Source organism: Ruegeria sp. K11 (genome assembly GCF_056531905.1).
Window position 1 is genome coordinate 86,850 of the sequence record NZ_JBQFMP010000014.1, and the last position, 18,585, is coordinate 105,434.

Here is an 18,585-nt window from a genome sequence, read left to right on the forward strand (position 1 = left end):
GACTGGCTTAGCTCAACTCTCGAACAAGGCGAATGGCGTGGCCCTGACCACGGTTGTAATAATGTGGTCCAACCCTAAATCCAGACCGGTTCTGCCAGGCCGGAGAGGCCGGGCCGCCCCCGCGAATGGCTCGAAACTCGCAGGTTTCCTGTACAAACGCAGAGCCGTCGACCGTCACAGGATCAAGATAGGCTTCAAAGCAGTCTTCGACCCATTCAAACCCGTTGCCGTGCATATCGTACAGGCCGAAATCATTAGGTGGGTACAAACCGACAGGACCGGGTTTGCGCTCGAGCCACAAGACTGAACAGTTGATGCAGTTTGCATTGTTTTTCCCGATGTCGTCCCCCCATGGGAACCGCGTTACGGTTCCGGCCCGGGCGGCATATTCCCATTCCGCATCGGTGGGCAGGCGGTAAGTCTGCCCGGTCTTGGTGGTTAGATAAGTCGCATAAGCGTTCGCATCGGTCCAATCGATCAACGTCATGGGCTGATCGTCGCGATAATCTGCCCCCAAGTCCGGAAGATATGGCTCTTGCCCGGTGATCTCCTGCCATTCAGGGTCTTCCTGCGCCTGCCGCCATTGCCCGTAAGTGATCTCATAGCGGGAAAATGCCAGCGCGCGTGGAATGCGCGTCAAGCGGCGTGGACCTTCCCGATTGGCCAATTTGAACTGAGACCGAAGCGGCGTGTGACTAAACAAGTGCACATACCGTCCCTCTTCAAAGATCGGGGACCCGAACAGGAAATAGCCTTTGGGAACCTCAACCATTTCCGGGCAATCCGCACAATCGCGAAAGACTCTGCCCGGCGTAACCATCTGGGTCCCGGGCTGATGCAGAGGAAGCACCTGAGCCGTCGCAAAAAGTGCAGCCCGTTGCAGGCCTGACAGGTTGGGTTCGGGTAACTGTTCCTTCTCTACGGTCCTACGCATCGTGGTCTCAAGATCGCGCAGTGCTGTGTTGGAAATTACGACCAGCAAGAGGAAACCTGCCAGCAGCGCGAAGACCACCAGCGCACCGGACAGCATGACCCAGAGCAATCGCAGCACCCATCGAAACATCCCCCCGATAAAGGAACCTTTCTCTGATCCGGTCGCCCTTCTATCCAACGCCATCTGAAAATCCTTCCTGCTTGCCCGCAAGCCCGGTGGGCATTGGGCTCGTTGCTCCATTCTCAAACGCCCCGGCCTCCAGCGCGCGGGTCAGCGCAAGGTCACCTTTGCCATGTGCAGCGCGGGCCAGTGCCGTGCCATAGGCTTCAAGAACTGAGGTTTCGTGCCAAATATCTAGGAACGCCTTACGCGCGGCGGCACCCTGCCCTTCGCGCCGGTCGGGCTGATGCTGCAAATCACGCATCGCGGCGATCAAATCGTCTTCGGTTTCGAACAGCGACCCGCCGCCTGCCCGCTCGACAATCTCGGGGAAGGGTCCCAGTCGCCGGGCGATCACCGGTGTACCCAGCCGGAAGCTTTCGATCAGGATGATGCCAAAGGTCTCGTAACATACGGACGGCACGATCAGACCGATGGCACCGCGATAATAAGCGTTGAGTTCTTCAAGCGTCTTACGGCCCAGGAACTTGATCCGGTCATTGCCTGCGGCCTGTTTCTTCAATTCCTCCGCATAGTCGCCGTCACCCAAGATCAGCAGATCAGCATCCGGATAGCGATCAAAGGCCGGGAACACGTCCTGTAACCCTTTGATCTTTTCCAGCCGCCCGACAAACAGGAAATAGGGGCGCTCATGCGCTGCCGGTTCCGGCAAGGCATCCTGATCCAGATCGGGCAGGAAATAAGGCAGCACCTGCATCTCCTGCCGCAGGCCAAACTCGCGATGTTTGGCGCGGCTGAATTCGCTTTTGGCGATGATCAGATCCATATGATCCAGCGCCCGGTCCAGCGCGCCGGTATAGCGCCACAGCTGCGGCGGGCGCTTGTAGTTCAGCACACAGCGCAGGCATTGGCGGTCGTCGCACAGCTCGCGCCCGTGCCGCCACAGAACATGGGTGGGGCAAACCAGCCAATGTTCGTGCGCCTCATAGACCTTTAGCCCCTCGCCCATCGGCAACAGACCCGGCCCGCCAATCAAAGAGGTGTTGTTGTGCCAGATGATATCCGGTTTCCGTTCATCCAGAATCTGGCGGATGCGCGCGGCGTGCATCACCGGGCGACCAAGCTGCTGGGTCAGCAGGTTCGACATCATGCCGTTGCGGCTGCGCAACCCGATCCGCCGGACCCCATCGGGATCGCCCTCGGGCTGGGGTTTGCCGCCAAGGATCAGATAGCTGTCTTCGTCATGTACCACCGTCACGTCATGACCGCGCGCCACCAGCGCCCGCGCCATGCGCTGAATGCCCACGGCATCGCCACCAAAGGAATAAGGCGGGTAAAATGTGGTGAACATCAAAATGCGCAATGACTGCATGCGGATCGTACCGGGCTACTAATAACTGACCGGTATAAGACACAATCAATATGGCAATCTAAAGTCCGAACCCGTGTGACCTGCGGGTTCTTACCTTGTGTTGCGGACATGCTGCAAATGCACATGCGCTGAAAGGATCGGCCATCCTGACATAGGCAAATAATGCCCGCGTGTTATGATCGCGCGATTGTTGAGAAATTTGGCCCCGACCTACATCAGATGCAGACTGCCCCTTCTTCAAATCCCCTTCATGTCATCGAAATGGGTTCCCAGTTTGGCATGGGCGGCATCACCCGGCATATCCTCGGGCTGAGCGACTGGCTGGAAGCCAGAAACCACCGCATCACACTGGCGGGCACTGCTGATATCTGGGCCGGTCCCAACCGTGGGGACGGATTTCTGGATCTGCCTACGCGCTATGTTGCGGGCGAAGGAGGCAACATGGTGAACCGGTTGCGCCACACGGCCAGCGCAGCCTGGCGTTTGCGGCGCTGGTTGGCGCGCAACCCCGTCGATCTGATCCATTGCCACGAATCCGCACCCGCTCTGGTCGCCAATCTGGCCCGCACCGGACGGCGCATTCCGGTCGCCGTCACCTATCACGGGTCTGAACCGGAACGCATTGCCGCCTTTGGCCGGATTGCCGCCAAATGCGATCTGGTGATTACACCCAGTCATCGGTCCGCCGAAGATCTGGCCGCCATTGGCAATGTGCCAAAGGACAAGTTGAAGGTGATCGGCCTGGGCGTATCTCCTCCGCCCGAAGACAGCGCCGAGGAGGTGGCCGAACTCAGGGCAAAGCTGCTGGGAGATGGCGAGCGAGTGATCCTGACACTGGCCCGACTTCAGCCGCAGAAAGGGATCGACATTCTGATCGATTGCGTTGCCCGGATGAAGCACACCCATCCCGGTTTTCGGTTTGTCGTTGCAGGCGATGGACCGGACGAGGCAAAGCTGCATGCCTTGGCGCAGGAAAAGGGGGTTGGCAAGCATCTGCAATTCATCGGCCGAACAGATAAACCGATCCGTCACCTGCGGGCCGCTGACCTGTTCCTGCTGACCTCACGATGGGAGGCATTGCCTTTCACCATCGCCGAGGCTTTTCAGGCCGGAACGCCCGCCGTTGCCACCGCTTGTTCCGGCGTGGTTGAACTGATCGATGACAGCGTTGGCGCAGTGGTTCCGATCGGTGATATCGATGCGATCTGCACGGCTGTGACGGATGTCCTGTCGGACGAAGGGCGTCGGAAAACGCTTGCGGACAATGCCCTGAAGCGCAGCCGTGAAGACCGGTTCGACCCGGATTGGGTGCACCGTCAGTTTGAAAAAACCTATTACGATCTGGCCGGGCGGTCGCGCGGCTGAAACATCATGCGCCGCTTGCGCGGTCTGCGGTGACTTTTTCGGCGATCCGCGCGCCTGCACGGGCGGACAGGGCCATGATGGTCAGGCCCGGGTTCTGAAACGGATTGGTCGGGAAGGACGCCGAGTCCGTGACGTGGACATTGGGGCAGTCATAGACCTCGAGATGCCCGTTCAGCACATGCCGGTTGGGATCATCACCCATACATGCCCCTCCGGTTTCGTGGATGGATGATCCCGGCTGCAAGGCCCCGTCCGGGGTATAGACTAGCGGTCCGGCCATTTTATACGCCAGTTTCGAGATCAGGCTTTCGCGCCCCAGCAGATCATCCGGCAGATTGAACGTCTGCGATACGTCCTTCAGCGTCTCTTTCATGTCCTGCACCATCGCGCGTTCATTGTCGGAATGGCGCAACGTGACCTTTGGCACGGGAATACCCCAGGCATCGCGTTTGCCGGGGTCAAGCTCGATCCGGTTTTCGGCACGCGGCAGGACCTCGCCGATTGCCATGAAAAACCAGCCCGGCTCAATCCGTCCGACAGAGCCCAGCAGAGAATAGCTGCGCAGGAACCCGCAATCGTCACGCCCGCCACGATTGCGGAAACCGGGAATGTAGATGCCGGACTGGGCCCCGAAATCATACGGGTCGTGATCGAGCCCCAGCCCTTCGACCTCGGGCAGGGTCCCTGCGCGAAAGACCATCAGGTGGTCCGACAGGTAGCGCCCCAGATTGCCCGATGAATTGCCCAACCCCCGCGCATGTTGCGGCCCGTGAGAGTTCAGCAGAAGCCGCACGGATTCAATGGTCGAGGCGCAAACCGCAATCACCCGTGCCGTCACGGTGTGTTCCTGCCCACTGGCCGCGTCGATATAGCAAACGCCGGTCGCCAGACCCGTTTCGGGATCGGTTTCGATCCTTGACACCACCGCCCCGCTGCGCAGCTCGAAATTCCCGCTTGCCTGCGCGGCGGTCAGGGGCAGCGGCGTTCGCGCCGGCACATGGCGGATGATCCGGCAGGTGGTGGCCGGGCGATCGGGCCATTTCTGCGCGAGCTCGTCCATAAGCGCACGTTCAGCCTTGGTCAGCGGATGCGGGGTATCGTAGAGACCGTCAGGCAGGTTTTCGATCTGCGCCGCCTCGCCTGCGACCCCCAGAAACTGTTCGACTTGGCCATACCAGGGATCGAGATCGGCATAAGAAATCGGCCAGCTATCACCGAACCCGTCCTGCTCGGCGGCCTTGAATTCCTGATCCGAAAGGCGCAGCGCGTTGCGCCCCCACAGATGCAGCCGCCCACCCACCTGACGGGACCGGAACCAGTTGAAATGAGACCCTTTCGCCGTGGTGTAGGGGTTCTGCCGATCATTGACGAACAGATGCCCGGTCAGCGGCGTGAAGGACATGCAGCGCGCCTGCACATGCTGGCCACGCAGGATCGCCATGACACGGGCAAGGATGCTGACCCGGGACCCGCCTGCGCGGTCGCTGTCGGGGAAATCATCTTTGGAATCCAGCGCGCGCCCCGCTTCCAGCATCAATGTCCGGCAGCCGCGTTCACTTGTTTCCTTCGCAACCCACCCCCCGGCAGCGCCGGAGCCTATGACGATGACATCGTATTCTGGTCCGGTTGCCTGCATCGTTCAGGGCCTGCGCGTGATGTAGCCCCAGACCTCGCCGCAGGTCCAGGCGATGGTCAGGATGATGATATAAGGCAGCGCGGTCAGATACCGCAGAAGCCGCCCCTTGCCTGCCTGCGTCAAGCCGTGACGCACCCACAGAACCGGCGGGATCAGCGGGCTCGACAGGATATAGGCCAGCCGTTTCGGACCGCTCATATGCATGGCGCGGATATGGCCGAACAGACGCCCCCAGTGAAACCGTTCCGGCAGCAACCGACCCAGCGTGGCCGGAGGGCGCACATGATCGACCACCAGTTCATTGGACAGCAACAGCTCTTCGCCCTGTTCAATCAGAAACCAGTGCACGACCGGCTCGCGGAACCGTTCTTTCCACAGGTGGCGGGTCGCCTCCAGCGCCGTCCGGCTATAGGTCACATTCACGTCCGAGACCCATTCCGCCGGGCCGCTGTCAAAGGGCAGGCCGTAACGGCCAAAGTCTGTCACATAGAAAGCCCAGTTCAGCAACGAGACCGGTTCCTTGCAGTCGATGGCCCCGCCAATGACATTCTTGCCGGTTTCCGCGTGCAGACGCATGACGGTGCGGGCCCAGTCCGGGTGCGGATGCCCGCGATCTTCAAGGATCGCGATCACGTCGCCGGTGGCGGCGGCCAGCCCTGCGGCGCGGCGGCGGTCAAACAGCTCATGCTGGCCCGCCTCGGATGTGATCGGACGGGCAGGTGTGATGGGGCCGAGGTCCAGAAAATTCACATCCGGGAACTCTGCCGCATAATTAGCGGCATCCGCGACACTGGCATCGTAAGGCACGATGATGTCCAGAGGTGGCGGGTCTTCGAACGCGGCAACCGACACCAGAAAGTCGCGCAGGTAAGAGCCGCCATCGACAATGGTCACAACAATGGAAAGCGTTGGATGATCTGTCACCGCAAGCTCCTGAAACTGAAAAAATCCTGCCTCTTCACGGCAGATACTGACAAGGCCCGCTCGGGATGCCAAGCGGCGTCTGGAATCCGATCAGGGGTCATGCCGCCATGTCCCCCAGCGCCTCAAGCGTGACCGGCTGGCCGGACGCACTGCTTTCGCGCACCGCATCCGCAACTTCGATCGCGCGCAGGGCCGCATGACCATCGGAAATCCGCAACCCGGTTTGACCCGCGCACAGGCCGACAAATTCCTGCAACTCATCAGCAAAGGACAAAAGCGCCGTGGTCTTCCAGGATTTCAGCTTTTCCCGCAACATGATCCCGGGATAGCGGCGATGCTGACGGGTGGGCTTGCCGCCCGGACGGTCCATGGTGATCAGCAAGGTTTCCATCGGCGCATAGGCACCGCGGACCATACCCTTGCTGCCATAGACCTCGATCTGGCTTTTGTAACCCTTCCAGTCTGTCCAGGTCGCCTGATAGATCGCCGGGATACCTTCGGGGCTTTTGAAGATCGCCATCGCGTTGTCCTCAGAACCAGGCTCGTTCCAGACCTTTTCGGTGGCAACGCCGTAAACGCTGGTGATTTCACCCAGCATGTGGCGGGCCATGTCGGTCATGTGAATGCCCACATCCCACAGCGCGCCACCGCCTGAAATCCGGGCCTTGTATTCCCAGTCATATACGAATTTCGTCAGACCCTCATGCCCGCCATAGATGCGCACATGGTCAACCTCTCCGATCTGGCCGGACCCGATCACATCCTTCACATAGGAAAAGGCCGGGTAATACCGCATGTTGAACCCGCCACCCAAAGCCTTGCCCGCCGTCCGGGCGGCCGCAACGATCCTGCGGCTGGCCTCGACCGTGGTGGCCAGCGGCTTTTCCGACAGCACATGCAGCCCCCGGTCAAACGCCTTCAGGCACAAAGGTTCGCGCACATGCGCCGGGGTCGAAATCACGACCGCATCCATACCGGCATCAAAGAACCGGTCCGCATCGGTAAAGGCCGGTGCACCGCTGGCCACGGCTTCGGCGCGGTGCATGTCCATATCCATAACGGCGGCCAGCGTGGTGTCGGGATTGTCGATAATGGTCTGCACGCGCATCTGCCCGATCTTGCCGGCTGCGCCGATCACGCCGATCCTCATAAAATTCCTCACTCAAAACCATGGGGTGTTACACCCCGGACATCTATAACAGCAGATCATCTGTTAGCGGAGTAGCATGCGCAACCACCCTGCGCTAGGCTTCTGAGGCGCAACGATTTCATGCCTCGATTTGAATTGAAGAAGGATTGGCAACAGTGAACTTCACCGGCTCGGAAAAACTGCAGGGGCAAGCGGTCTTTGTCACTGGCGCGACGGGATTCCTTGGGGCACGTCTGGTTCCGGCCCTTCTGGAAAACGGGGCGCAGGTCACAGCCCTGCTGCGCAGTCGCCACAGTGCTAAAGATCTTGAGGCACAGGGCGCCACGGTTGTCACCGCAGCACTTGGTGACCGTACGGCGGTCGCAGAGGCCCTGCGGGATCACGATATACTGGTGCATCTGGCCTATGACGTGCGGGCCACGTCTGAGAAGAACCTGTCGGATTTTGCCGCACTGTTCGGTGCCGCGCAGGATGCGGGCATCAGCAGGATCATCCACACCAGTTCCATCGTGGTGCATGATCTGTGGCCCAACGAGGATCTGGATGAAACCAGCCCCATGCAACGCCCTGGCGGCAGCCCGTATCGTCAGGCCAAGATCGAGATGGAGCAGCAGCTGATGGCCGGGCCAATCCCGGCCGCCATCCTGCAACCCACCTTGATTTACGGGCCCGGCAGCACCCTGTGGACCGACGGGTTGACGGAAAATCTTGCCGCAGGCGCGCAGATTCTGCCGCAGCCCGAGGGCCTGTGTAACGCAGTGTTCGTCGATGATGTGGTGCAGGCCATTCTCAGGGCGGCTGTGCTGGAGGATTTGGGCCAGGAGCGCTTTGTCATTTCGGGGCCTGAACCGGTAGCCTGGTCTGACCTCTTGTCAGGCTATTCCCGGATCATCGGCAAGGGCGAATTGCGGTTTGAACCTTATCAGACCCTCTCGGACCGATTGGGGCCCGAGCCCGATCACGATGCGGGCCCCGAGACCCTCTCGGCTGCGGCCCGGATCGGCGCACTTGGTCGTACCGTGCTGGGGCGGGACCGGTTCGAGGCACTGGTGCGCGCCATCAAACGACGCGTGGCCTCGGGCGATGGGGCCGCTTATCCCGACCGGCATCTGCTGGAGCTTTTCGCCGCCAAAGGCGGGTGCAGCATCGCACATGCGCAGGCCCGGCTGGGGTATCAGCCCGACTATCCGCTTGAAAAAGGTCTGGAGGCGACAGCAGATTATTTGCGGGGCCGGTTCGGCTGACGCCACGCCCATTATTTGAAACGCAACCACATGGCCCGGATTTCAGGGCAACTATCAAGGCAACATCATGCTGCATATCGGCGTAGACGCCAGTTCCTGGGAAAATGAACGCGGCTTTGGGCGGTTCACCCGCAATCTGATCCCTGCCCTGGCCGCCCGGCAATCCGGGTTCCGCTATACGCTGCTGTTCGATCAGGAACCGACGCGGCCCGTGCCCGAAGGCGTCGATATCCGGATCGCCGGGTCCGACAAGTCGATGTCCGAGGCCTCCTCAGGCGCTTCGGCGCGCGGCGGGGCCGATCTGATGACCATGGCCAGGTCCGCACAACGGATGGACTGTGATCTGTTCTTCTACCCCGCAGTCTATTCCTATTTCCCGCAACTGACCCGGCGACCCTCGGTCGTGTGTTTTCATGACACCATTCCCGAACGCTTCCCCGATCTCATTTTCCCCAAAAAGCTGAATTTCCGCCTGTGGCAGGCGAAATGCTGGCTGGCCAAGAAACAGGCCACCCGGATCATGACGATCTCGCAGGCGTCCGCCGATGATCTGAGCCGCATCCTGCGCATCCCCGCCGCGCGCACCGACATCATCACCGAAGGCGCCGAGCCGATCTTTCGGCACATCCCTGACACGCAGCGTCTGGCGCAGACCCGCCAGACATATGGTATTCCGGCCGATGCCCCGTTGCTGGTCTATGTGGGTGGGTTCAACCGGCATAAAAACGTACTGCGCCTGATCGAGGCGATGCCCGAAATCCTGACACGTGTCCCCAATGCTCGGCTGGCCATTGTCGGGCGCACCACCGGCGCACGGTTCTGGGACAATGTCGAGGACCTCAAGGCCAGCGCTGCCGCGGATGCGGCACGGTCGGAAAGCATCGTCTTTACCGGCGAGATCGACGATGAACAGCTTGCCGCCCTGCTGAACACATCTGACGCGCTGGTGTTCCCCTCGTTGTGGGAAGGGTTCGGCCTGCCCGCACTCGAGGCGATGTCCTGCGGCACGCCCGTCCTGTCCTCGGATCGCGGCAGCCTTCCGGAAGTGGTCGGCGATGGCGGGCTGTATTTCGATCCCCTGTCCAGCCAGGCGCTGGCGGATCAGACCTGCCGCCTTCTGACCGAACCCGGCCTGCAAGACGCACTGTCGCAAAAGGCGCTGGCGCAGGCCTCCCGCTTCAGTTGGGACAAAGGCGCGGAGCTGGCCGAGGAATCCTTTCGGCACGCCCTGCAACCAAAATAGGTTTTCTCAACAATGACGCCACAAGCCCAAAATTGAACCGTTTGAAGAAACACAATGCTGTGGTGTCTCGGCAGGCGGACAAATATGTTGGATTCACCCTCATTCCGCCCTATCCGTGAAGAGGGTCGAGATTTTCGGCAACCGTGATGCCAATTGATTTCAGTGTGACTTTGTACGATCAGGGTAGATTATGAATTACGAAACCTCGCATCATCAGTCCCTCAAACAGCTTATCGCGGCGCGCGACGCGCGGGTTGCCGTGGTGGGGTTGGGCTATGTCGGCCTGCCGCTGGCCCTGACCGCCTATGATGAAGGATTCGATACCACCGGCGTGGACCTCAACCCTGACCGGGTGGCCCGGATCAATCAGGGGGATCAGGTGATATCCTACCTGGAGCCTGATCGGATCGCGCAAGCGGTGGACAGCGGCAAGTTCCGCGCCACGCAGGATGCCAGCGCGCTGGCCGAGGCCGATGTGATCCTGATCTGCGTGCCGACCCCGCTGACCGATGCACAAGACCCGGACATGCGCTTTGTCGCCGCCGCCGCCCAGACCATCGCGCAGCATTTGCGCCCCGGTCAGATGGTCGTGTTGGAAAGCAGCGTCTGGCCCGGTGCCACGACCACACTGGTGCAACCGATCCTCGAAGCGGGCGGTCTGCGCGCAGGCAGCGATTTCTTCCTGGCGTTTTCGCCCGAACGTGAAGACCCGGGCAATGACAAGTTCGACACGCATAGCATTCCCAAAGTGGTTGGTGCCGACGACCCGCTGTCACGGCAACTGGTCGAGGATTTCTATCGCTCCATCGTCACCAGCGCGGTGCCGGTCAGTTCGGCCGCCACGGCCGAGGCCGTCAAACTGGTCGAAAACAGCTTTCGCACCGTCAATATCGCTCTGGTCAACGAGCTGAAGACCGCGCTTGAAGCCATGGATGTGGATGTCTGGGAAGTGATCGAGGCCGCGGCGACCAAGCCCTTTGGTTTCATGCCTTTCTATCCCGGCCCAGGCATTGGCGGCGCCTGTATCCCGGTCTCGCCTGCCTATCTGGCCTGGCGCGCGGCGGATGCGGGATCGGATACACCGCTCATCAATCTGGCACGCTCCAGCAACGACGCCGTACCATCGATGCTGGCCGCGCGGATGGCCGCAGAACTGGCCGCACGCAACGGCTCAGCCCTGGCGGAAACCGGGCAACCGCTGACCGGACAACGCATCCTGCTGATGGGCATCGCCTATAAGCGTGATGTCGAGGACACCCGCCGCAGCCCCGCTTTGGTGCTGCTGGACGAGTTGGAGAAGCTGGGAGCCGAGGTCGATTATCATGACCCGTATTTTCCCCGCCTGCCCGAGGGTGGCGAATACCCGCAACTTGCGGGCCGGACCTCGGAACCGCTGACGCCGGAGACCCTGAAGCGCTATGCGGCGGTGGCCGTCATCACCGATCACAGCGCCCCCGATTACGCTCTGGTCGCGCGCGAGGCGGCGCTGGTTTTTGATACGCGGAACGTATTTGAGAAGCAGGGGATCAAGATGGCGGACGGGCGATTGGTGAAGATGTGATTGCCCACACCGGTTCAGTTGATTTTCGTGACCGTTAATGAAGGTCTTGAAGGTCGCGAGTTCGGCGGAACCACACCATGAGCGCGATAAGGTGAAGGGTAATGCGGTATTGATACGGAAACCAGATTTTCTCGGTCAGTAAATTTGCGCGCTGAACAGGTATTCCGTATCTCAGAAGTAAAGGTAACCTTGCATGGAACGGCGGAGAGATGTGGATGGCCTGCGGACCGTAGCGGTCGGGCTCGTGGTTATTGAGCATACCGGGCTGAACATTTTTCCAGGCGGCTTTATCGGAGTTGATATCTTCTTTGTCATTTCCGGCTTCCTCATTTCCGGGATCATTTTCGAAGAACTGGAGGCCAAGGATTTCCGGTTAATCCGGTTCTATGAAAGACGAATACGTCGAATTATCCCGGCTTTGTTCGCAACACTGTTTGTGGCAGTGGCCGCAAAATATCTCTTCTACTCGCGGGAGTATTTCGAGAATGAGCTCTGGGTTGCCCTAAGCGCTGCGATTTCAGTCTCCAACTTTCTGTTCGCCACAGGCTGGGAATGGTTCGGCAGCACGCACTTGCTGCACACCTGGTCGCTGGGAATTGAAGAGCAGTTTTATCTTGTCTTTCCCCTCCTTGCTATTTTGGCGGCGCGATATTCGATTAACCTGTTCCTGACTTTTTCCATCATTGCGCTTGTGTCTTTCATTTGGGCCGCGCTCGCCACGGCGCATTATGAAGACTACATGTTTTTCATGCCTCAGCTCCGGGCCTGGGAGTTGTTGATGGGCGTCTTGCTTTCGGCGACCCGGCTCCCCTCTCTTCAGCGGGTAACAGCAGAGATATTCGCTTTTGTCGGGTTGGCGCTGATCGCGGTCGCAGCCTTTATTCTCTCACCGTCCAAAGGTGCGTTCCCTGGTCCGTGGGCACTGCTTCCATGCCTGGGAGCTGTCCTGATCATCTATAGCGGCGGGCACAAAACAATCGTCAAAACCATCCTCTCAACCCGACCGTTTGTCGGGATCGGTCTGATTTCATATTCCCTTTATCTTTGGCATTATGTGCTGTTCGGCTTTTTCCGCGACTATACCGGCAGAGGGTACAACCTCGGTTTAAAAAGCAGCATTGTTATGATCGTCATTTCGCTTCTTGTTGCGTGGGCCAGCTGGCGCTGGATCGAACAGCCGTTCCGGAAACCCAGTCATAAAAAGCAGCTGGCCACCAGCCATACAGGATAGAATACGGGTTTAGGTCCCAAGGTTTCTTTTCCCAGGCGATCAGAACAGATCAGCCCTTTTCCCGGGCGTTGCGCAATTTTATGCCTTACTTGCTTAATTCACGTGCGATGCGTTGACGATGTAAACAATTTGCGAAACTATCTGATCAGACATTCTCATGTCTCAATAAATAATAAGCAGTGCAGCACGAGTAGTGGAGCAAAGCTCCGTCAGGTCAAAATAACCAAATTTTAACCCTCAGTGGTCCAAAGTTTTGCCATGATTTCGTAGCGGAATCTTTTTGGGTGCATGCCCAATGGCACAGCCATGGCTCATTTGGGGTTTGCCGCCACCAAGACCAGAACCGGAGGACTTGGAAAGCATGATGGGGATTATCGGATTAGCCGTTCTTGTTGGCCTGTGCGCTGGCGGAATAACCTTGCTGTCCGGGTCTTCCATTTTGATGGCACTGGGGGCCTATATACTGTTTGGCTGGCTGTTCATCCTTGCCGCTGTCGCCCTGATCTGTACCGCAAAAATGCTGAAGGCGTGGGGTAAAAAAGAAAATCCCGCCTATTCCAGCTAATCCCCTAGCCTCGTCCCGCCACCCGTTTGGCCACGTATCCCAGAAACGCCTTGCGTGGGTTTCGGATTTGCGGACGCCCTGACGCGGCCCAATAGGCCAGCCAGTCCGCCTCCAGCGCATAGACATCCTGCCCCGGGGCCATCGCTCTGGCCTCTTCCAGTGCCTCAGATGACAGCACCGGTTTGTCCGGTCCTTCAACCACCTGACCGCGGCGGGTAAAGCGGATCAGGTCGCCCGGCTCTTCGGTCATCTCGTAATCAGGCAGATGGTCAGCTGCGATCATGTCCCGGATCATTTTACGGAACACCCGCCGGGGTGAGGCCGAGCCGGATTTCTTCAGCAGCACCTCGACCGAGATCCGCCATTCGGGCTGGCGCCCGCAATGTTTGCGCGCCAGCTCATAAATCCGCCGCTCCAGCGGTTTGCGCAGGCGGAAGTAATCCCGGCTGAGTGTCAGCACCGATTTTGCCAGCACCGCGCGGAACAGCCAGTCCGACAGTTTCACACTGACGCTGACCATCCGGCCTGCCCGGGTGCGGCGCACGATCTCCCAGCTTTCGATCAGGCCAAAGCCGGTGGTGGTCTCTTTGTCACCGGTGACAAAATTGGTGGTGATTCTGGTGCCGGCCAGCCGCTCGAACGCTTCGCGCAGGCGTTTGTAACCGTCGCCGCTGGTCTCGCGATTGGTGGCCACCAGCAGATCATGCGCGGTCAGGTGCAGCACCTGGCTGACGGCCCGGCCCGCATTGATCGCCGCCATCAACTGGCTGATACAGAAGATCAGAATATCCTTGTCATGGATCGTCGCCAGACCACGCACCGAGGGCGTCACCGTGACCTCGACCCCGTTATGTTCGTAATTCAGAATCCGCCGGTCAGGCCGGGTCGAAAGCGAAAACATCGGATGCTCCATCGAGCCCATATCAGTTTTGGGCAGCGCATCGAAGATGTCGCAAACAAAAAAATCGCCTGTTGGATGACGGTCGGGCAACAGCGCCCCTGCCCCGCTCAAATCAGCCTGCCCATATGTTCCTGCCCGAATCTTCGTTCGTGGTTTTATTGACGCCCACCGTAAAGTTATCCACAGGACACGTAAAGCCAACGGATCGTGGGTTCAGAGTCACTCAAACGTGGGATCAGAGTCGCCTTATCGTGGGATCAGATTCACTTGGAGAAGTAAGAAACCATATAATCTCTTTTTTTTCTTATACTTAGATACTCTTCTTTTCATCCGTAACTAATTAAATAACAAAAATCTAACAGGATATTTTTTGAATTACCTTCCAGACCCGCGTTCCGCCTGGAATTTACCCCTTATTTTTGCTTAGAAAATCCGCCTCTATGCTTATATTTCTTTTATATGTCGCCTTTTGTGGTATATTCCCAAAAAGACAGCACATGAGCAGTGATTTCTATGAGAACAGGCACGCCGGAAGGGCTTCCCCCGTATTTCAATATTGACCCTGACCTGGCACATGTCGAGCTGGGTCAACCGACAGGAACATCCGATTTCTCGGATATCTCAAACGCCTGCGCCCGCGGTCGGGCCGATCTTGCCAGCCGGGGGCTGGAAGAGGGCGGCCAAAAAAAACTGCGCCTGTTTTCCACCTGGGAGATTACCAAATATCTGATCCCTGTGGCACCCGCTCATTTCCGCCGTGTCCTGAAAGGGAACCCGGAGCTGCCTCAGGGCCGATCCGAGACCGAAGGCGGCGCCAAGTGGTTCACCCTGGATGAAGTGCTGCGCCTGCGGCTGCATTTTGCCTCTGAGGGATCGAAGACCAAGGAGTACCGCCCCTATCGCCCCAAGGGGCTGCCTGCCAAGATGGTGGCTGTGGCCAATTTCAAAGGCGGGGTGGGCAAGACATCAACCTGCGCTCATCTGGCGATGTCGGCGGCTTTGGATGGGTACAAGGTGCTGGTCATCGATCTGGACAGTCAGGGTTCGATGACCTCGATTTTTGGCGGCAAAGTTTCGGATGAATGGCAGACGGTGTTCCCCTTGCTGGCCCGTCACTATGCCACCCATCTGCAGCGTGACAATCAGGGCCGGCTCGACCGGGGAGAGGCCCCCCATCCGATTGACGATACATTATCCGAGGCGCTGAAGTTGCGCAGCAGGGATCTGATCCAGACCACGCATTGGCCGAATATCGATCTGATCGGGGCACAGCTGAACCTCTACTGGGCCGAGTTTCAGATCCCCGTCTGGCGTATGCAGGGGCGCAGCTGGAAATTATGGGATGCCCTGACCGACACCTTGGACGCAGATGGGGTCCTGGATGACTATGACATCATCTTCATTGATACGCCCCCTGCCCTTGGGTATCTGACCATCAACGGGCTGGCCGCATCGGATATCCTGCTGGTGCCCATGGGAGCCTCGTTCCTGGAATTCGATTCCACGGGCCGGTTCTTTGATATGTTGCATTCCACCTTCCAGTCCATTGAAGACGGTGAGAATATGGCCGCGCGCGCGCTGGGACGCCCCGAGATGGCATTTCAGTGGGACGCGGTGCGCACGCTTATCACCCGGTATGACAACAGCCAGCAGGTCGAGCTGGCCGGGCTGATGCAGGCTTATCTGGGGCGTACCTTGTCGCCGCACTGGCAAGGTTATACCGCGCTGATCGGGCAAGCCGGAGAACAGGTCAACGGCATCTATGAAGCGGATTACCGGGATTTCAACCGTGAGACTTATGTGCGTGGTCGGGAAACCTTTGATGCCACATATGCGGCCTTCAAGCGCCTGCTGATAGGTGTCTGGCGGCGTGAAGAGCTGGAACAGCAAACTCACGAGGCGGATACACCGGAATTGACGCTCTGACGGATATGTTTCGCGCGCGAAACATATCGGAGCTGCATCGGAAAAGGAGAAGCCGATGGCAAAACGCAAACGACTGACCCCGGCCCGGCCGGATTATCTGGAAGACAGCCAGCCGGCCCCCGGTCTGAATCCTATGTTTTCGGCGGATACAGCCCGCCCTACCCCACCTGTTGCGCAGGTGGCCGGTGCATCTGCCGCGCAGGCCGCTTTGGAAGAACTGACCGCAGAAATGCAGGCTGCCCGGGCCGAAGGACGTCTGGTGCTGGACCTGCCGCTGGATGCGATTGAGGAAACCTATCTGGTGCGCGACCGGTTGGCCGCTGACGATGCCGAGATGGCAGCGCTGAAGGAAAGCCTCAGGGCGCGCGGACAACAGACCCCGATCGAGGTCGTGGCGCTGGATGAGGGGCGCTATGGCCTGATCTCGGGTTGGCGGCGCATGACGGCGCTGCGGGCGCTGGTACAGGAAACGGGTGACGCGCGTTTTGAAACCGTACGCGCGTTCCTCCGGCAACCACAGAGCGCCTCGGATGCCTATGTCGCCATGGTCGAGGAAAATGAAATTCGCGTCGGGCTCAGCTATTACGAACGCGCGCGGATCGTCGCCCGCGCGGCCGAGCAGGGGGTCTATCCGGACGAAGCCACCGCTTTGCGAGGATTGTTTGCATCGGCCAGCCGGGCCAAACGGTCGAAGATCGGATCTTTTGTCACAATCTACCATGCGCTGGATGACCATCTGCGCTTTGCTTCAGCCATCCCTGAACGGTTGGGGTTGTCGATTGCGAAGCTTTTGAAGGAGGAGCCGAAAGCGACGCCGTCGATTGCCAAAACACTGGTGAAGGCCGGAATAGAAACGGCGGATGAGGAGCTGTCAATTCTGACGCTCATGGTGAACAGCAAAGGTTCAAATCAACCCGAGGCACCTGCGTCCGAGACCGAGCCCGAACTGCAAGAGACGATCGGCGACATACGGCTGAAACAGAGTCGAAATGGTGCTCAGCTTATTCTGTCAGGCCGGGGCGTATCTGAAGGATTTCTTGCGGACCTGCGAGATTGGCTACACTCCCGCACCACCTGATGTTTCGCGCGCGAAACATGTGTCAGCTCACCCCAGCAGGTCCGTCGCCGGGTTTTCTGTGATATCCACATCATCGTAGTAGCGTTGTGCCTGGGCCATGGATCGGTGCAGCGAGAGACGCATGGCGGCCTGGATCGGGGCACCGTCGAGGGCGGCCTGGGTCAGGAAGCCTGAACGCAGACCGTGGGGCGAGGCGAAGTCGTCCGGGAGTCCGGCCAACGCGAGGCGATGTTTGACGATCTGATAGACTGCATCCGGGCTGAGGCGGCGTTTCAGCACCCGATCCGCTTTTGAGATGGGGCGGAACAGTGGCCCGTCCTCGATCTCTCCAACTTCGATCCAATGCATCAGAGCCTGCGCTGCGCGGCCCTTCAGCACCAGCCGGGGGGTCTCACCCTTGGCCGTAGTCTTGGTCTCCAACAGCGAGATCCAGACCACGCCGGACTTGCCGAACTCCTTGAGTGAGACATCCGCGCGCCTCAATCCGGTGATCTCGGAGCGTCGTCGCCCGCCACTGGCCCAGCCCAGCATCAGGAGCGCCCGGTCGCGGCAATCCCGCCGGGACCCCCGACAGGTGGTCAGCAACTGCTCGAGCACATCGCGGGTGATCGGGTGCTGTGATTTCGGGGCAGGGGGCCGGGCGGCGGCGCGGCGCGCCTTGGATCGGGCCTGTTTCACCTGTGGCGCATCGAACGGCGAGGCGAGGTTCTTCATCCGGTGAAACGCCAGCCAGGAGGCGATGCGCCGGTCCAGCGTCGACGGAGCCGGGCAGGCCAGCGACTTGCGCAGCCCTTGCGCGATCAGTGCCTCCGCGGTTCGGCGGGCGTGATCATCTGGTGCCGCGTCATTTAGATCGCGGGCGTGATCGAGAATGAAGGCCAGTGCGGTAGCCTCGGACTCGGGCCAGTGCAATGCGGCGCTGAACCGGGCAGATTTCCACGCTGTGACATAGATCAGATCCCGCTCATAAGCCCTCAACGTGTTTGCTGGCGTGCCGCGGACATAAAGGTCGGTCAGCGCGTCCTGATCCGCCTGAGACAGGGCCGGGGAAGCGGCTGGGAGGTATGGGGCAGGGGGCTTCATAAAGCCTGTTCTGCGCCCTTTTCCCGGCAATATCAATAAAACATGATAAGGGATACTTATCGGATATAATTTAGTCTTTTCCCGATAGGTTGCCTTATAGTCAAAAAATCTAATTTATGAACACCCTGCAAGCTTACTCCAATAATATTGCGACTTCCCAAGGTTCTGTCGCAAACTCCGTCCCCACCTGTCAGATCGAACGCAGTTCTGTTAACGCGGGCTGGAATATGACAGGAGCTAACCGTGACGATC

At 59.3% G+C, this 18,585-nt stretch carries 15 protein-coding genes; 8 read left to right on the forward strand and 7 right to left on the reverse strand.

Translation table 11 applies throughout. The annotated features are described in order from the left end of the window. Nucleotides 1–7 precede the first annotated feature (7 nt). Nucleotides 8–1,117 (reverse strand): formylglycine-generating enzyme family protein, encoded by a 1,110-nt coding sequence (locus ACR0K4_RS19210; protein WP_480855297.1) that lies wholly within the window; start codon nucleotides 1,115–1,117, stop codon nucleotides 8–10. Further along, nucleotides 1,104–2,426, reverse strand: a complete 1,323-nt coding sequence (locus ACR0K4_RS19215) for a glycosyltransferase family 4 protein (protein ID WP_480855298.1) — start codon at nucleotides 2,424–2,426, stop codon at nucleotides 1,104–1,106. The genes ACR0K4_RS19210 and ACR0K4_RS19215 overlap by 14 nt, the downstream gene beginning before the upstream one ends. A gap of 261 nt (nucleotides 2,427–2,687) precedes the next feature. Between ACR0K4_RS19215 and ACR0K4_RS19220 the strand changes: the two genes are divergently transcribed. After that, nucleotides 2,688–3,791, forward strand: a complete 1,104-nt coding sequence (locus ACR0K4_RS19220) for a glycosyltransferase family 4 protein (protein WP_480855299.1) — start codon at nucleotides 2,688–2,690, stop codon at nucleotides 3,789–3,791. A gap of 4 nt (nucleotides 3,792–3,795) precedes the next feature. On the opposite strand, the gene ACR0K4_RS19225 is transcribed toward ACR0K4_RS19220, so the two are convergent. The 3 genes from ACR0K4_RS19225 to ACR0K4_RS19235 form a co-directional block, all read right to left on the reverse strand. After that, the gene (locus ACR0K4_RS19225; RefSeq protein WP_480855301.1) at nucleotides 3,796–5,427 is read right to left on the reverse strand and encodes a GMC oxidoreductase; all 1,632 of its coding nucleotides are present in this window, start codon (nucleotides 5,425–5,427) and stop codon (nucleotides 3,796–3,798) included. Between the two features lie 3 nt (nucleotides 5,428–5,430). Further along, complete coding sequence (locus ACR0K4_RS19230; protein WP_480855303.1) at nucleotides 5,431–6,351, reverse strand: glycosyltransferase; 921 nt, start codon at nucleotides 6,349–6,351, stop codon at nucleotides 5,431–5,433. Between the two features lie 97 nt (nucleotides 6,352–6,448). After that, the gene (locus ACR0K4_RS19235; protein ID WP_480855305.1) at nucleotides 6,449–7,489 is read right to left on the reverse strand and encodes a Gfo/Idh/MocA family protein; all 1,041 of its coding nucleotides are present in this window, start codon (nucleotides 7,487–7,489) and stop codon (nucleotides 6,449–6,451) included. Between the two features lie 167 nt (nucleotides 7,490–7,656). Between ACR0K4_RS19235 and ACR0K4_RS19240 the strand changes: the two genes are divergently transcribed. The 5 genes from ACR0K4_RS19240 to ACR0K4_RS19260 all read left to right on the forward strand — a co-directional run bounded on the left by ACR0K4_RS19240 (nucleotide 7,657) and on the right by ACR0K4_RS19260 (nucleotide 13,345). Further along, nucleotides 7,657–8,745, forward strand: coding sequence for an NAD-dependent epimerase/dehydratase family protein (locus ACR0K4_RS19240; RefSeq protein WP_480855307.1), 1,089 nt, complete (start codon nucleotides 7,657–7,659; stop codon nucleotides 8,743–8,745). A gap of 67 nt (nucleotides 8,746–8,812) precedes the next feature. After that, nucleotides 8,813–9,988, forward strand: a complete 1,176-nt coding sequence (locus ACR0K4_RS19245) for a glycosyltransferase family 4 protein (protein ID WP_480855309.1) — start codon at nucleotides 8,813–8,815, stop codon at nucleotides 9,986–9,988. Nucleotides 9,989–10,178: 190 nt separating this feature from the next. Then, the gene (locus ACR0K4_RS19250; RefSeq protein ID WP_480855311.1) at nucleotides 10,179–11,549 is read left to right on the forward strand and encodes a nucleotide sugar dehydrogenase; all 1,371 of its coding nucleotides are present in this window, start codon (nucleotides 10,179–10,181) and stop codon (nucleotides 11,547–11,549) included. Nucleotides 11,550–11,742: 193 nt separating this feature from the next. Beyond that, entirely contained in the window at nucleotides 11,743–12,780 is a 1,038-nt protein-coding gene (locus ACR0K4_RS19255) for an acyltransferase family protein (RefSeq protein ID WP_480855313.1), read from the forward strand. 295 nt (nucleotides 12,781–13,075) lie between these two features. Next, nucleotides 13,076–13,345: a hypothetical protein gene (locus ACR0K4_RS19260; RefSeq protein ID WP_480855314.1), complete on the forward strand. Its 270-nt coding sequence runs from the start codon at nucleotides 13,076–13,078 to the stop codon at nucleotides 13,343–13,345. 4 nt (nucleotides 13,346–13,349) lie between these two features. Here the strand turns inward: ACR0K4_RS19260 and ACR0K4_RS19265 are convergent, their stop codons facing one another. Next, nucleotides 13,350–14,339, reverse strand: a complete 990-nt coding sequence (locus ACR0K4_RS19265) for a replication initiator protein A (protein ID WP_480855321.1) — start codon at nucleotides 14,337–14,339, stop codon at nucleotides 13,350–13,352. A gap of 420 nt (nucleotides 14,340–14,759) precedes the next feature. Here ACR0K4_RS19265 and ACR0K4_RS19270 point away from each other — a divergent pair, with 420 nt between their 5' ends. Together ACR0K4_RS19270 and ACR0K4_RS19275 are read left to right on the forward strand one after the other, a co-directional pair. Continuing rightward, on the forward strand, nucleotides 14,760–16,172 hold the full coding sequence (locus ACR0K4_RS19270) for an AAA family ATPase (RefSeq protein ID WP_480855316.1): 1,413 nt from the start codon (nucleotides 14,760–14,762) through the stop codon (nucleotides 16,170–16,172). Nucleotides 16,173–16,227: 55 nt separating this feature from the next. After that, entirely contained in the window at nucleotides 16,228–17,250 is a 1,023-nt protein-coding gene (locus tag ACR0K4_RS19275) for a ParB/RepB/Spo0J family partition protein (protein WP_480855318.1), read from the forward strand. Nucleotides 17,251–17,277: 27 nt separating this feature from the next. On the opposite strand, the gene ACR0K4_RS19280 is transcribed toward ACR0K4_RS19275, so the two are convergent. After that, nucleotides 17,278–18,333 carry a tyrosine-type recombinase/integrase gene (locus tag ACR0K4_RS19280; protein ID WP_480855210.1) on the reverse strand — a complete coding sequence of 352 codons (1,056 nt, stop codon included), beginning with the start codon at nucleotides 18,331–18,333 and terminating at the stop codon, nucleotides 17,278–17,280. Nucleotides 18,334–18,585 lie beyond the last annotated feature (252 nt).